Origin of the sequence: Peribacillus sp. B-H-3 (genome assembly GCF_048572925.1) — a bacterium.
Lineage (GTDB): Bacteria > Bacillota > Bacilli > Bacillales > DSM-1321 > Peribacillus.
Genome location: NZ_CP183879.1, coordinates 1,748,888 through 1,763,835 on the forward strand (window position 1 = coordinate 1,748,888; position 14,948 = coordinate 1,763,835).

At 37.4% G+C, this 14,948-nt stretch carries 11 protein-coding genes and 3 pseudogenes; 9 read left to right on the forward strand and 5 right to left on the reverse strand.

The annotated features are described in order from the left end of the window. Positions 1-26 precede the first annotated feature (26 nt). Positions 27-1,700 carry a ribonuclease J gene (locus tag ACN6MY_RS08630; protein ID WP_419883588.1) on the reverse strand — a complete coding sequence of 558 codons (1,674 nt, stop codon included), beginning with the start codon at positions 1,698-1,700 and terminating at the stop codon, positions 27-29. A 78-nt stretch (positions 1,701-1,778) separates the two neighbouring features. Between ACN6MY_RS08630 and ACN6MY_RS08635 the strand changes: the two are divergent. The 4 genes and pseudogenes from ACN6MY_RS08635 to ACN6MY_RS08650 all read left to right on the forward strand — a co-directional run. After that, positions 1,779-2,160, forward strand: a pseudogene (locus ACN6MY_RS08635) (FecCD family ABC transporter permease); the annotation flags it as partial. 810 nt (positions 2,161-2,970) lie between these two features. Then, positions 2,971-4,179 (forward strand): MFS transporter, encoded by a 1,209-nt coding sequence (locus tag ACN6MY_RS08640; RefSeq protein ID WP_419883589.1) that lies wholly within the window; start codon positions 2,971-2,973, stop codon positions 4,177-4,179. 280 nt (positions 4,180-4,459) lie between these two features. Further along, positions 4,460-4,630 carry a Fur-regulated basic protein FbpA gene (fbpA, locus tag ACN6MY_RS08645; RefSeq protein ID WP_419883590.1) on the forward strand — a complete coding sequence of 57 codons (171 nt, stop codon included), beginning with the start codon at positions 4,460-4,462 and terminating at the stop codon, positions 4,628-4,630. A gap of 424 nt (positions 4,631-5,054) precedes the next feature. Then, a complete protein-coding gene (locus tag ACN6MY_RS08650) occupies positions 5,055-5,942 on the forward strand; it encodes a hypothetical protein (RefSeq protein ID WP_419883591.1) in 888 nt (295 codons plus the stop codon). 110 nt (positions 5,943-6,052) lie between these two features. Here ACN6MY_RS08650 and ACN6MY_RS08655 read toward each other — a convergent pair whose 3' ends face one another. Then, complete coding sequence (locus tag ACN6MY_RS08655) at positions 6,053-6,178, reverse strand: hypothetical protein (protein WP_419883592.1); 126 nt, start codon at positions 6,176-6,178, stop codon at positions 6,053-6,055. A gap of 12 nt (positions 6,179-6,190) precedes the next feature. After that, positions 6,191-7,414: a helix-turn-helix domain-containing protein gene (locus ACN6MY_RS08660; protein ID WP_419883593.1), complete on the reverse strand. Its 1,224-nt coding sequence runs from the start codon at positions 7,412-7,414 to the stop codon at positions 6,191-6,193. 303 nt (positions 7,415-7,717) lie between these two features. Here ACN6MY_RS08660 and ACN6MY_RS08665 point away from each other — a divergent pair, with 303 nt between their 5' ends. The 3 genes and pseudogenes from ACN6MY_RS08665 (at position 7,718) to ACN6MY_RS08675 (ending at position 9,512) form a co-directional block, all read left to right on the forward strand. Next, positions 7,718-7,888: an aspartyl-phosphate phosphatase Spo0E family protein gene (locus ACN6MY_RS08665; protein WP_419883594.1), complete on the forward strand. Its 171-nt coding sequence runs from the start codon at positions 7,718-7,720 to the stop codon at positions 7,886-7,888. A gap of 287 nt (positions 7,889-8,175) precedes the next feature. Continuing rightward, on the forward strand, positions 8,176-8,442 hold the full coding sequence (locus ACN6MY_RS08670; RefSeq protein ID WP_419883595.1) for a YesK family protein: 267 nt from the start codon (positions 8,176-8,178) through the stop codon (positions 8,440-8,442). Positions 8,443-9,057: 615 nt separating this feature from the next. Then, positions 9,058-9,512: pseudogene (locus ACN6MY_RS08675) on the forward strand (GNAT family N-acetyltransferase). Between the two features lie 81 nt (positions 9,513-9,593). Here the strand turns inward: ACN6MY_RS08675 and ACN6MY_RS08680 are convergent. Together ACN6MY_RS08680 and ACN6MY_RS08685 are read right to left on the reverse strand one after the other, a co-directional pair. Then, positions 9,594-10,597 (reverse strand): annotated as a pseudogene (locus tag ACN6MY_RS08680) (IS1595 family transposase). A 219-nt stretch (positions 10,598-10,816) separates the two neighbouring features. Continuing rightward, positions 10,817-11,695 carry an AraC family transcriptional regulator gene (locus ACN6MY_RS08685; RefSeq protein ID WP_419883596.1) on the reverse strand — a complete coding sequence of 293 codons (879 nt, stop codon included), beginning with the start codon at positions 11,693-11,695 and terminating at the stop codon, positions 10,817-10,819. Between the two features lie 112 nt (positions 11,696-11,807). Here ACN6MY_RS08685 and ACN6MY_RS08690 point away from each other — a divergent pair, with 112 nt between their 5' ends. After that, positions 11,808-13,451, forward strand: a complete 1,644-nt coding sequence (locus ACN6MY_RS08690) for a glycoside hydrolase family 13 protein (RefSeq protein ID WP_419883597.1) — start codon at positions 11,808-11,810, stop codon at positions 13,449-13,451. Positions 13,452-13,461: 10 nt separating this feature from the next. Next, positions 13,462-14,889, forward strand: coding sequence for a sucrose-specific PTS transporter subunit IIBC (locus ACN6MY_RS08695; RefSeq protein ID WP_419883598.1), 1,428 nt, complete (start codon positions 13,462-13,464; stop codon positions 14,887-14,889). Positions 14,890-14,948: the final 59 nt, after the last annotated feature.

The window sequence follows — 14,948 nt, forward strand, 5'->3', positions numbered from 1 at the left end:
CTCATTTTGATTTTCTTAAAAAAATTTTATACTTCAATAATAATAGGAAGAATCATCGGCTTTCTTTTGGTTTGCTCGTATAGGTACTGCCCAATGGTCTTTCTGATGCTTTGTTTCATGGCATTCCACTGATAAACTTTGGCTTTTTGGAGATCCTTGACTGTTATCTTCACCAGTCTGTTCACTTCGCTTAAAAGCTCCTCCGAGTCACGAGCAAAAACAAATCCGCGAGAAATGACATCAGGGCCGGATATAATCCTTCTTTCTGACTTGCTGAGCGTGACCACGATTACAAGCATTCCATCTTCGGAGAGAAGTTTGCGGTCTCTCAGTACAATGTCACCAACATCCCCAATTCCCACACCGTCTACAAAGATATTCCCTGCAGGCACTTTCCGTATTTGCCGGGCTTCCCCGTTTTCAATATCGACGACTTCACCATTGCTGATAATAAAGGTATTTTCTTTATTAACCCCAACAGCCTCTGCCAGCATGCTGTGGTGATGCAGCATCCTGAATTCTCCGTGAACAGGGATGAAGTATTTAGGCTTCATTAACGTGAGCATCATCTTTAATTCTTCCTGATAAGCATGTCCAGAAACATGCATTCCTGTCGAGGAACCGGAGCCATAGATTACATTGGCTCCAAGCTGAAAAAGGTTATCGATGATTTTAGAAACATCGCGTTCATTCCCTGGTATAGGGGAGGATGCAAATATCACGGTATCGCCAGGGAGGATGGAGACATCCCTGAAATTTGATGAAGACAGGCGTGATAGAGCGGCCATGGGTTCTCCCTGGCTTCCCGTACAAAGAATGCACACTTTTTCAGGTTCGAAGTCATTCACTTGATTGGCATCAATCAGCATATTTTCCGGGATGTCTAAATAACCGCGTTCCATTGCAACGGAAACGACGTTCACCATGCTCCTCCCAAGCAATGCAAGCTTGCGTCCGGTCTTATGTGCAGCATCCGCTATCTGCTGAAGCCTGCTTACATTGGAGGCAAAGGTCGAAATGATTACTTTATTTTCGGCTCTTAAAAAAGATTCCTCGATATGCGTGCCTACCACCCGTTCAGAAGGGGTAGAGCCGGGACGTTCAGCGTTTGTGCTTTCAGACAATAAAGCCAATACTCCGTCACTCCCGATTTTAGCCATTTTATGAAAATCGGGAAATTGGTTATTTGTTGGCGTCAGGTCAAACTTGAAATCGCCCGTATGGACCACTGTGCCTTCAGGTGTATCAAAAACAATTCCGAGGCAATCAGGTATGCTGTGATTTGTGTTGAAAAAACGGAGGCCGATCTTGCCTAATTGAAAAACGGAATCTGAACGAATCTGGATTAACTTGCTTTCTCTAAGAATTTTATGTTCTTTCAATTTCAATTCAATTAATCCCAGAGTAAAGAAAGTGGCATATATAGGGATGTTTAATTTTTTGAGAAAGTAGGGAATTCCGCCTATATGGTCTTCGTGTCCATGAGTAACAATCATTCCGCGGATTTTTTCTTTATTTTCCTGCAAGTATGTAATATCGGGAATAATCAGATCAATTCCCGGCAATGTTTCATCAGGAAATTTAGAGCCGCAGTCAATCACGATGATGTCATCGGAATATTGAAGAACATACATATTTTTTCCAATTTCATTCACTCCGCCTAATGCAAATAACGACAGCATGTCTTCACTTTTTCCCATAAAAGAAACCTCCCAGCTGAAATGTATGTTTCTTAGTATGCTCAGCTTATAAGCTATTAATCATCATTTAGCAGGTGCTTGCCTTACGTTTTTATTAAATCAAATGTATTAAATACCTTGAGTTTAAATGAACATATATCTGTTGGGCTTGGTGTCCGTGTAGAAAAGGAAAGAGTGGTGCTGATTTTTATTTCTGTTGCCCTTGCGTCAGCATCCGTTTCTGTAAGCGGAGGCATTGCCTTTATAGGTCTCATGGCACCTCACACCTCATATCGCCAGGGGACTTGTCGGGCCCAGGCATCAGACATTCCTGCCAATTGCTGCCTTAATAGGAGCAAACCTGCTTTTAGCTGCTGATACTGTTGGAAGAGTTATCTTAGATCCCAGCGGAATTCCGGCAGGTATCATCGTAACAGTAATAGGTGCACCGTATTTTATGTATTTAATGGTCAAAAAATAGCATTATATATATTAATCGGCAACCTTTCAAAAACAGCCGTGTAATCCAGGATTGGAATACACAGGCTGTTTTTTGGAAGCCGCTCAGTGCCTTTTATGTTCTTTTGTTCAGGTTTATTAGTATAAAAAAGACTGGATGTTAAGAAATTTAGACGCAGCAAAATTAAACAGCTGATGACAACCCAAATCACACGCTTACTGCCCGTTAAGATGTTAAAGCAGATGGTTCGGCTCCACTAATGATTCTGCTATAAAAGCGACAATCAACGTTACGGCAAATTGGATCAGTGCCCGTCCCGCTGAAAACGGTGATAAACCATGTAAAATTGTGTTATAAACTGACATTATCAGAACCATTCCAAAACACATAAATAGCCCAAATATAATACCTTCTTTTTTAGTACTAGGCAAATGAAAACATCCTTTCTCCTTGTGAATACATGTAATTATATCTGCTAAAAAAATTTTCCATAAGTGACGTTTTTGTGAACTTTATGGCACCTGCGTCCCCTTCGTAATATGATCTTCATTCTGAATTTTTTTAGGAATTTGAAAAAAGCTATCACTAAATAGTGACAAATAGTGACTTGGCGTTGTTGACCGTTTTATAAAGGGAGATATGAATTTATAGTTTAGGGGTTTAACAGCCTTAACTGGCAATAACCCTTTACGGACGGGAGCTTTCATTGTTTTTTTAAAACTTCAAAAAAGCTTTATGGTATAAAATAATAAGTGCAGGTAGAATAAGGGAAGCAGGTTTAATGTAAATATACCTGAAACAAGATAAATGATCCGTCATTGGGAGGGTTTTATGGAAAAGAAGAAGATTTCGGAAAAAAGACTGCTTGCTGTTGCAGGATTAGGCTGGCTGTTTGATGCAATGGATGTGGGAATGCTGTCTTTTATTATAGTGGCTCTGAAGGAAGAGTGGGGCTTAACAGCAGGGCAAATGGGCTGGATAGGAAGTGTCAATTCTATTGGCATGGCAGTTGGAGCATTGTTGTTTGGGTCTCTTTCTGATAAAGCTGGACGTAAGAATATCTTTATTATTACATTATTGTTTTTCTCTATTGGCAGCGGTTTATCAGCAGCTGCAACTACACTTGCTGTGTTTTTAATTTTAAGGTTTTTTATTGGAATGGGACTTGGAGGGGAACTTCCGGTTGCTTCCACATTGGTTTCTGAAATTGTTCCCGCTCACCAGAGAGGAAGAGTCGTCGTCTTGCTTGAAAGCTTTTGGGCAATCGGATGGATTGCGGCAGCATTGATTTCCTATTTTGTCATTCCTCATTACGGCTGGAGAATTGCGCTTATTCTTAGTGCCATTCCTGCACTGTATACCTTATATCTGCGCTGGAGTTTACCTGATTCACCGCGGTACGAAAGCCTGGAACCACAGCAGAAATCATCCGTTATGCAAAACATGAGGAAGGTGTGGGGAAAAGAATATTTGCGCCAGACCCTTGTATTATGGATACTTTGGTTCTGTGTTGTCTTTTCTTATTATGGAATGTTTTTATGGCTTCCAAGCGTAATGGTGCTGAAAGGCTTCAGCTTAATCAAAAGCTTTGAATATGTCCTGATTATGACTCTTGCCCAGCTTCCTGGATACTTTACGGCAGCCTGGCTTATTGAAAAGGCGGGACGGAAGTTTGTTTTAGTTACATACCTTTTAGGCACGGCTGCTAGTGCATACTTTTTTGGCCATGCAGCAAATTTGCCTTCTTTGATTACGTCAGGAATTTTCCTTTCTTTCTTCAATCTTGGAGCTTGGGGAGCCATGTATGCTTATACACCAGAACAATATCCTACATCGTTTAGAGGAACCGGATCAGGGATGGCTGCTTCCTTTGGAAGGATAGGCGGTATTTTAGGCCCGCTTACAGCCGGCTATCTGCTTGAAAGAGAAGTATCTGTGTCAGCAATTTTCACGATTTTTACCATTTCTGTCTTTGCCGGTGCGGCAGTCGTACTGATATTTGGCAAAGAAACAAAAAATACTGAACTGGCAAAAGGATAGGCAGGCAGCCTTAAGCCCGGAATGCCTGCTGTTATCAGACATTTAAATGCTGAATCTGGGTTGAATTGCATCTGCGGGAAGTTTCGTTTTATAATGTGCAGTAAAGATGTTTAGAATGAAGCAATAAAAGGTATATAAACTTTGGTGCTGCTTATTTATATAAAGCTTATAAGTGAAAGGCTTGCCCCTTTTTGAATTCCAAGCAAGCCGTCTACCTTCAAAGAGCAGCGCTTACTAAGCTTTGCAGCACATTTACCAGCATATGAAAGGAAAATTTAGAATGAAAGAAACTGTCCCTATAAATGAAAACAGGAAAACATGGCTGATTGAGCAGCTGCTGGCCCAGGGAGTATTCAAAACCTCTGACGAAAAGCATTTGTATGATGCTTCCTTAAATATATTGGAAGCTGAACTGGATTCCGTTCTCAAAAAAAAAGAATTCATCATGTAAACGCAAACATTTTGCATTAGTTTGCTGAAAGTGCCCTCTTGCAGCCAAAGAGGGCACTTTTATTCCAAAGAGATATAAACCATATAATGATAGGTACATCAATTTAACATTCATAGTATTTGGTTAAGAAGCTTTGCGGCGGGATGGAACTGCGCACGGAGTCTGGCGAAGCAGAAATCAGCAGGCGAAAAATAATTATTTTAATAGTATTGTAATATTCCCTCGCAATGAATGGATTTTCCCAAATACATACATAGGATTTAAAAGAATATATGCTGAAAAACTTTGAGAAAATAGTAAAAATAAACAAATCCGCCTTAATTTTTCCCAATATTCTTTCTATTAAAAAGATAGTAAAATAGATTTAAGAAAGGAGGGCTCATCTATACTATATGGTCGAACTTAAATAGTAGGAGGGAATGTAATGAGGAAAAAAGTTGGGAAAGTTTTTGCTGGTTCTATTTTAGGAACTGCCATTGCCACATCCTCTGTATATGCATCCAACACATTCAACATACAAAATCATGTTGAATTCACCCTGCTTAACAAACAGTTTGCCAATCAAACAGAAGATGAATTAAATAATGCCCGACCATTTTACAATCCAGATTTGCACAAAATAAGTTCTGGCAATACGCAGAATAACGGTATTACTCAAAGTAAACCAATTACAGAACAACATAATTCAAATTCAGTTCCGCACTTTAATGTCCCCACTACAGGCAATTATCAGAAAAACGGAACCGATGATCCCGCAAACCGCCGAAAAGCTGTGAATAAACTCCCCGTATATGATAAACATGCAGCAGGCATTCAGGAGCCTGTGATTTCTGATAAGTCCGCCTCCATCCTTGATCATCATCCCACCCAAAGGAATAGTATTGAAAAAGAGAAGCAGATTGCAGGGAAATACAGAGAAAACACAGGAAATATGACGGTCAATAGCAGAAGCCATATAGATGGAAAGAAGGGAAATTCCTTATTTGAAGAAGAAGAAGGCAATGGCGTATTGGGTCTCACATATCAAGCCAGCGCGTTGAAGGGATTATTATTTTATACTGTCGGCATTTCTTTCAGCAAAGAAGCATTAAAACTGGGGGTTGAGTTATTTAATGGAGGCAGGGAAGAAATCGGAAAATATTATGCTGAAGTTCCGGTAAAAGGGCTATGGGGGAAGGTTAAGGGAGGCTTTATGAATAAGATTATATTACCGGCAAGGAACTTATTATATAAAAGCCTTATAAGAGGATTTCCTTTAGCTGCTAAATATTCCGGATCTGGCTTCAAAGAAAAAGCAAAGTATGAAAAATAAGTGCCAGCCAAAAAGCATTCAGCAGTTTGTGCATTACAGCAAAAAAAATCAGCCGGACATGGATTATGCTGTCCGGCTGATTCATGGTTTCGGTACAAAAGCAGTTCATTCTAGAGAGGCGGCCAAATGGGATGTGCAGATATGGAAGAAGACTCTGCTGCATGGGTCAGTCCCGCTGTACCGGAAAACGATAAACTCAATACGGAAATTGCAAGGGCAAACACTAGCTTTCTCATATTCTTTTCCCCCTATTCACTTTGAATAAAATGATAAATGGCAGGCTCATATTTCCCTGATTCATGATAATACCTGGCAAGCATTTTTGAATAATAATGAAAATCTTGCTTGTTTTCCTTGGCTTGGAGAAAGGGAAGCACTTTTTCTTCGAGATGAACATAAGCTGTATCCTTTTGCTTATGAAGCAAATACAGGTAGAAAGCAGAGAGAAGGCTGTATTCCTGATTGTTTATGCACTTAGCCAAAGCCGATGCTTTCTTAAAATACTTTAAAGCAAGTTCATTCTCCCCGGCTGAATAAAAAGTTTCAGCCAATGAATACACGCTGACCAAATAATTGGGATGCTGCTGATTTTGCAGGCTTAGGCTTTTTCTGTATAGAATAATTGCTTCTTCCTGATTCCCCATTTTTTTTCTTAAATCGGCAAAGTTATGATAAATCTGGGGAACCAGTTCTTTATCGCCAAGTATTTCTGTATTTCTCAGCAAATGTTTATAGCATTCCATTGCTTCAGCGTATATATCTGATTGGGCATAGTTGATTCCTAAAATCATGTGTGTATGAAGCATTCTTCTGAGGTTAAAGTGATTCGTGTAAAGCTGAAGGGCCTTCCTCGCATAAAATATGGCCTGGCCTGGCTGATTAAGGTAGCCCTTAACCATAGCAAGATGATAATATACTTCTGCACTAAGAAAGAGTTCTCCATGTGGATTATGAATAAGGCTCATCAAAAGTGAATCAGCTTCTGATAATTTCCTTTTCACTATTAAATATATGGCGCTGTAGCAATTATATAAGTACATTTCATGTTGGGAAAAATTTTTTTTATGTTTTTGAAGCCATTTTTTCTGATTTTCACTTTCTTGAATTTGATAGGTAAAAAGGCAATATCTGAACTTATATAGTTCATAAAGATAAAGATAGTCTGTGTGAGGAATCAGTTCTAGTTTATCTTGAAGAGTATCATAATCTGCCTGTGCATTTTCTGTTTGGTAGAAATGGATATTCTCTATCAGCTGATCAAGAATATGTTTGATTATTTGTTCGTTTTTTTCGATATCCTTCACATTCTTGCCCAATTTCTGTAAAAGCAAAGCTAGGGTTTCAGCATTAGCCTCTTTTGAATTGTTTTCGATTTTACTTAAATGAGGTATCGAGCAAATTCCTTCTGACAACTCGTTTTGTGTAAGGCCTTCTTTCGTCCGGTAATATTTGATAAGAGAACCAATTTGCATGATATCACTCTCTTTCACATTAATACCTTTAATATATTATAAGGGAATGTATGTTTTTTCCCAATTAACCTAAAGAAGGATTTTATAGTTAAATACCTAATTATAAAGAAGGATGTATTTAGGGATAAGTCAGCAGTGTATTTCGTTTCTGTAGGCTTTATGCCCTGATATAGTCTGTATTTCCTATTAGTTTAGTTGTGGAGAGGCTGATATTGTATGAAAATCTTATTTTGGATAATTTTGAAATATTGATGAATGGTAAAATTACCTAAATTAATGAAAGGAAGCAGGGGGATGATTTGTATGGAAGCTGTGGATGCACTTATTGAAAAAAAACGCCAGGAAATGATCAGGATTGCAGGTGTATGGGGATTTACCAGTCAAGAAACCATTAAAGCCAGCCAGGAATTAGACTCCCTGTTAAACTCAGTCCTTTTAACTGATAAATATATGAAAGAAACCGTAAATGTGTAACGCAATTCACGGGCGTGGGAATAAAAGGAGAAAAAGATAGCTTCATATACAGGGGAGTAGCTGAAGAAGCCTTTAACGAAAAACCTTTGTTAAATTGCAGGTTGATTGAAAGGAAAAGATGCTTCGCTTTACGCGGGTTTGCAGCGGGCCTCTTAAGCCCAAAAATTGCTAAGTGTATAAATCATTCAAAGTGCGGATATTTATAAAAATTCCTGCTTTTTGCATGATTTATATTTTTTTAATTTTACACTTTAAAATGATGTGAAAAATATAATGCATTGAAAGGGGTGGGGGAAATTAAAAACTTTATCATTATAACCGTTATTTTAATGATTGTTATTGCAGCTTTAGCGTCATATTTATTAAAAAAAAATCCATCAAAAAAAACGTATACACTGCCAGGTTTGATCTTAACAGCTTTATCCTTAATTGCAGCAATAGCATCTCACTTCACAGGAGACGGGTGGAGCGTTATGGGTTATAGTATTTTGTTTGCTGCTGTTGCGATAGCTTCGCTTATAGGAACAATGGCGGCGAAAATGTTCACCAATTAAAATTGAGCGGAATTTACTTAAGCGGCGTTGCCAACAACGCTGCTTTTTTATGTTTTGTTTTAATTTATAGAATGAATGATTAGTAATACTGCGGCCTAACTTTTTCTAGTTTTCTTTGCAGAGAATTAATCTAGACCTGAGGAAAGGAGGTTTTGGGCTCAGCAAACCCTGCATTAATCACCCCGGTTGCTTGGCAGAAGGGATTATTTTGGTATAGCCTTATCTTTTTATACATTTATAATTAAAGGCTGTTTTCGTAAACTTTATTGCTATTGAACAAGTGGTTGATTTCCGCTCCAGGATGCTCGCTTTCCGCGGGGCGGGCGGTGAGCATTCTCGCTGCGCCTGAGGGATCTCACCTTCCCGCAGAAGTCTCGCACCATATGCTCCAATTAATAAGATTTAACGATGGGATCGCCACACAGAACTCATTAAAAATTTAGGCTCTTTTCGTAAAGTTTGTTGCTTTTATAAAATGAAATATATTGATATTTGTAATTTGTAATCGTTATTCAACTAATTGCATGATAGTTCAATAAAAAGTGTTAAAAATTTAAAGGGAATAACTTCCATTATATAGTATATAAACATTAATAAATAAGGAGGTAACTAGATATGTATCAATACTTTAATGGCTTGGTGATTAGGGAAGGTACTGAAGGAATTCCAGCTGACTATGTTGAAGCCCTTTTTGAAGATGCTGGTTGGGCGAAGAATACTCCATCTTGGCAGAAAGAAAAGTTTTCATTAATTTTCAAAAACTCAACTTGGGCATTCACTGTTTGGGATAATAACAAAATGATTGGAATGGTTAGGGTTATTTCAGACCAAATAATGGCTGCTAACATTATGGATTTGGTGGTATTATCAGAATATCGTGGGAAAGGTATTGGTAAAAAACTAGTGGAACTTTGTGTTCAAAAGCTTCCTCAAAGTGATTGGTTTGCTCATACCTCTTCTAACAATTTCAATTTCTATGAAAAGTGTGGTTTCGAAGTCAAGGACTTATCAAAAATGGTACCTGTGCATATTATGGTTATATACAAGCAAGAAAAGATGGTCATAGGTAAACTGACGCCTGGTTTAGTTGTTTACGAAACCTTTAAAAGTCATATCATCGATATGGCTTTTTTGTTCCAATTCAACTATACTTAGACTTTTCGTAAATATTGAACTGTAATGTAATTAGGCTTTTGACAGGAACCTAACATCATACCATTAACTCTATCTTTAGTAGGTAACTTCTTATTCTGTTCAATAAATTTGAACCAATATAAGTAGTTGTCGAGATATTTAGTGGCAACTCCTTGAAACATATCCATCCAATCTCCTAGACGTTTATGAAAATTATTGACATGCTGAACATGGTATATGCCTTTTTTGACATAACCTTCTTTACTGACATTAATTGTTTCACGTTTTAGCCCTTTAACTAAAGCAAATTTTTTATAGTTAGTTGCTGTATCTGTGCATAACAAAGCAGAGGGGTCTATATATTCCCCAATTACAGCATCAATTTCTTCTGCTCGGACACGACCACGACCAGCTTTTTTAACAACTACTTGACCATTTCGGTCTTGTGCAACAACAACCGCGATTTTTAGACCACTTATACCTCTTTTAGGGTCTTTTCCACCACCTCTTTAGGTTCTCTACTTTCAACTTTACGTCCTTTGAAGGACTCTTTAAAAAAGGTCTCATCACTCTCGACTATCCCCTTTAAACCTTGAAATCCAAGAGACCTCAATGCAAATAAAATCTTATGTCTCCAAAAGAAACAAGTTGATATGTGAATTTTAAGCTCCTTAGCTATTCTTGGTAACGTGTAACCTTCAAACATCATATGAAAATATTTAGCCCATTTCCCAAGATAACGTGAACCAGAGATTGGAGTATTAGTTAAATCGTTGAATGACTTACTGCAATCGCGGCAGAAGTAACGCTGTCTCCCTCGATACTTGCCGTTTCGCTTTACCTTAATACTTCCACAATACACAGCCAAGCCCTTCGCTAAATCGAACTTCTCTAATGAAGTGTATGCATCTTTTATTTCATCTTCTTCGTTAGAGAAAAATTCTGTTTTTAAGCGATTAAAAAGCTTAATTTGGTCTTGTTTCGATAAATCAGTAAAGTTTGCATAAACATCTTCCAACATTGCATTCCACCTCCCAAAGTAGTATTTTAACACCCTTTAGGAGCGAAAAGAGCCAAAATTTAAGAAAAGAGCCTAATTAAAAGCCGAATTCTGCATATAAAAATGATGATTTTAGGATCCCTTTTAATGCTCCCGCAGTCCACGATTCCTCGAAGCTTGAAGGTATGAACCCCGTTTTGCCCCTCTGCCACAAAAAAGAAAGACGAGGAGTCAGCTTATTTATTTTAATTTCTGGCCACTATGAAATATCTTTTTATAATGGGTGGGGGAATAACGCTTATGCTCCTTGAATTTCCGAATGAAGTAACTGAAATTTTCAAAACCAACCATGAAGGAAATGTCCAAAACTTTAAAATTACTGTTCTTTAGTAACTCAGCTGCTTTTTCACATCGATATTCATTGATATATGCAATGGGCGTTTTGCCAACTGATTCATGAAAATATTTTGAGAAATAGTTTTTATTCATATCTAAAATAGAGGCCAATTCTTCAAGTGTTATCTTTTTGAAATAGTGACTTTGGATATAGGTAATCACTTTTTTTATATTTTCCTGTTTTTCTTTTGCATTTGTCTGCAGTTCTGAGAAAAGATTTCTATCAAAGAGTGCCATTATAATTTCCAATAAGATGATTTTAATATGCAATGCGGATATTGCTGATTCATTTTTATTTATTGAAATAATGTTTATTAACCTATCTGCTATTAATTTATTTAGTTCTGCTTCAATTTGAGTGTAAGCCGGGAAACGGAAAGTCCCATTAGTAATAGGAGTAATAATGGAAGTTTGGGATTTATCGGGATAGCCAAAGTTCAATATCTGCGGATGAAATACGATAGCATGATGGATAGATGGTCCCTTTGCGGTAACTTGATGAAAGTCGCCAGAGTTTATAAAAATAAATTGTCCCTTTGTAACATTTACAACTTTTGAATTAATTGTAATTTCCATTACCCCATCTTCTACGAAAATAAATTCTAATTCATCATGCCAATGGTAGCCTACATGGTAGTCCCTGTCTCTAACCTTACTGTACACATGCAATGGGAAGAATGGAGTGCCGTGAATCGAGTTTTCTTTTAAATGAGATTTATTCATTATGAATCCCCTAATGTGAAAATAGTGTTATTTTTTTTGAAAAAAGTGCAAGAAGTAAAACTATTGATTCATTATACTAAATATGAAAGCGCAGTACAAAAGGGGGATGAAAATGACAGAAACTCAACAAAAGTGGTGGCATCAAAGTGTTATTTATCAGGTGTATCCTCGCAGCTTTTATGATAGCACCGGTGATGGGATAGGTGACTTACAAGGGATTATACTGAAATTAGATTACTTGAAAAATTTAGGTATAGATGTTATTTGGCTTAGCCCGGTTTATGAATCACCCAATATAGACAATGGATACGATATCAGTGATTATTATTCTGTTTTATCTGAATATGGAACAATGGAAGATATGAATAAATTGCTAGCTGAAAGTAAAAACCGAGGCATAAAAATCATTATGGATTTAGTAGTAAACCATACTTCAGATCAGCATCCTTGGTTCTTAGAAGCAAAAAAATCAAAAGATAATCGTTATCGGGATTATTATATTTGGCGGAATCCGGTTAATAGTCAGGAGCCTAATGAACTAAAGTCAAACTTTGGCGGGTCAGCCTGGGAGTACGATGAAAATACAAACCAATATTATTTACATTTTTATAGCAAGCAGCAGCCTGATCTGAATTGGGAAAATGAAAAAATGAGAAATGATATATGGGACATGATGAATTTCTGGATAGATAAGGGGATAAGTGGTTTCCGTATGGATGTCATTGATTTGATAGGGAAAGAACCCGACAATCTAATAAAAGAAAACGGTCCCAAGCTGCATGATTATCTGCAGGAAATGTATAGGAACACTTTTGGAAGCCGAGACCTGCTTACAGTAGGAGAAACATGGGGAGCCACAACAGAAAATGCTACCTTATACTCTGATCCCAAAAGAAACGAATTGAATATGGTATTTCAATTTGAACATATGCAATTGGATAAGTTACCGGGAAAGCAGAGATGGGATTTAAAGAAGTTAGAATTAAGAGAGTTAAAGCATGTGTTAAGTAAATGGCAATATGCTTTAGACCAAGACGGGTGGAATAGCTTGTTTTGGAATAATCACGATTTGCCCCGGATTGTTTCCAGGTGGGGGAATGACCGTGAATACCGGGTCGAGTCAGCGAAAATGTTAGCAACCCTGTTACACGGAATGAAAGGTACGCCCTATATATATCAAGGTGAAGAAATCGGCATGACCAATGCTGCTTTTCAATCGATTGAGGATTATATAGATATTGAAACCCAAAATATTTACAAAGAACGGATTAATGCTGGTTTTAGTGAAGCAGAAATAATGAAATCGCTTTATATGAAAGCAAGAGACAATGCCAGAACTCCGATGCAGTGGTCTAACGAGGAATATGCAGGTTTTTCAACAGAAAAACCATGGATGAAAGTGAATCCGAATTACACGTATATCAATGTTGAAAACGCTATCTCTGATTCGAATTCAATATATTATTATTATCAAAAACTAATTAAGATGAGAAAATTCAATCAAACTCTTGTGCATGGCACTTATAAACTTCTCAATCCTATGGATGAGAGTGTGTATGCGTATGAACGGATACTAGAGGATAAGAAACTCCTTATTGTCTGTAACTTTTATGAACAAGAAAATGAGTTTTCCTATTCAATGGAGAGCCATTTAAAAGTCCAAATTCTAATAGGTAATTATCAAGACTCCAGTTTGGATATTTCAAACATCAAGTTACGGCCCTACGAGGCCATCATCTATGAAATAAGCGAATGAAAGGTTGAATATGATGAGCAATAAAATAAATCAAACAGCCCAACAGATTCTGGACATTATTGGAGGGCCTGAAAATATAGTAAGCGCTGCACATTGCGCAACGCGGCTCCGTTTAGTCTTAAAAGATGAATCCATTGTAAGGACGGAAGAGTTATCAGAAGTCGAATTAGTAAAGGGTCAATTTAGTAATTCAGGTCAATATCAGATTATTATCGGTGCCGGTACTGTAAATGAGGTTTATCATTCATTAATTAAACTGGCTAATATTACTGAATCGAGTAAGACAGAGGTAAAAAAGGACGCAGACAATAAAATGAATGCGATTCAAAAGCTAGTGAAACTTTTGTCAGATATCTTTGTTCCCATTATCCCTGCTCTTGTAGCTGCTGGTCTCTTGATGGGTCTAAACAATGTGTTAACGTCAAAAGGATTGTTTGTAGCAGGCAAATCTTTACTTGATATTTATCCGCAAATGACTGACTTTGCAAACATGATCAATATCTTTGCAAATGCCGCTTTTGTCTTTCTGCCTATTTTAATTGGTTTTTCAGCAACAAAAATGTTTGGCGGAAACCCTTATTTAGGAGCAGTAATCGGAATGATCATGGTACATCCTGATTTGTTAAATGCGTATGGCTATGGAGATGCCATTCTCAAAAATACTGTGCCGGTTTGGAAAATTTTTGGCCTAACCATTGAAAAAGTAGGATATCAGGGAACAGTATTCCCAGTACTTGCAGCATCGTTTATTTTGGCATGGACCGAAAAGAGTTTACGTAAGATTATTCCCTCTGCACTCGATAATTTATTAACACCTTTATTGTCGGTTTTTATAACAGGTTTTCTTACTTTTACTGTTGTTGGCGGTATTATGAGATCAGCCGGGAACTTATTAGCTGATGGTTTGGTATGGTTATACGATACATTGGGCATTTTTGGCGGGGCAATTTTTGGATTAATTATGGCCCCCCTGACATTGACAGGTATGCACCATAGTCTGCTCCCTGTTGATATCCAGTTAATTGCATCCGGTGGTTCATTCCTGCTTGCACTTGTAGCAAGTAACAATGTTGCCCAAGGAGGAGCGACATTTGCCGCCTTGCTGCTTACAAAAGATAAAAAAATGAAAAGTATTGCGGTATCTTCAGGCATATCTGCTTTATTAGGGATAACAGAACCAGCAATGTTCGGTGTGAACCTGAAATTGAAATATCCTTTTTACGCTGCTATGATTGGTTCTGCATTGGGAGGCGGCTATGCAGCGTTTACTCACATCACAAATGTTGCACCTGGACCAGCGGGTATTATTGGATTTGTCACTGTCCAAGCTGGGGATGTTATAAACTTTTTAGTCGCAATCAGCATTTCTCTTATTTCATCATTTTTGATTACAATTCTCCTGTCTAAATCAAAAAAATTAAATAAAGACACATATTAAAAATTTTTCCTGTAATTTTATTTGAACACATTTAAATGAAGGTATTAATTGCTAATCAA

Bases quoted from the DNA above. Each gene is read 5' to 3' on its own strand.
- ACN6MY_RS08630 (WP_419883588.1), bottom strand. From the start codon at position 1,700: ATGGGAAAAAGTGAAGACATGCTGTCGTTATTTGCATTAGGCGGAGTG.
- fbpA (WP_419883590.1), top strand. From the start codon at position 4,460: ATGAAAGAAACTGTCCCTATAAATGAAAACAGGAAAACATGGCTGATT.
- ACN6MY_RS08695 (WP_419883598.1), top strand. From the start codon at position 13,462: ATGATGAGCAATAAAATAAATCAAACAGCCCAACAGATTCTGGACATT.
- ACN6MY_RS08665 (WP_419883594.1), top strand. From the start codon at position 7,718: ATGGAAGCTGTGGATGCACTTATTGAAAAAAAACGCCAGGAAATGATC.
- ACN6MY_RS08660 (WP_419883593.1), bottom strand. From the start codon at position 7,414: ATGCAAATTGGTTCTCTTATCAAATATTACCGGACGAAAGAAGGCCTT.
- ACN6MY_RS08640 (WP_419883589.1), top strand. From the start codon at position 2,971: ATGGAAAAGAAGAAGATTTCGGAAAAAAGACTGCTTGCTGTTGCAGGA.
- ACN6MY_RS08685 (WP_419883596.1), bottom strand. From the start codon at position 11,695: ATGAATAAATCTCATTTAAAAGAAAACTCGATTCACGGCACTCCATTC.
- ACN6MY_RS08655 (WP_419883592.1), bottom strand. From the start codon at position 6,178: ATGAGAAAGCTAGTGTTTGCCCTTGCAATTTCCGTATTGAGTTTATCG.
- ACN6MY_RS08650 (WP_419883591.1), top strand. From the start codon at position 5,055: ATGAGGAAAAAAGTTGGGAAAGTTTTTGCTGGTTCTATTTTAGGAACT.
- ACN6MY_RS08690 (WP_419883597.1), top strand. From the start codon at position 11,808: ATGACAGAAACTCAACAAAAGTGGTGGCATCAAAGTGTTATTTATCAG.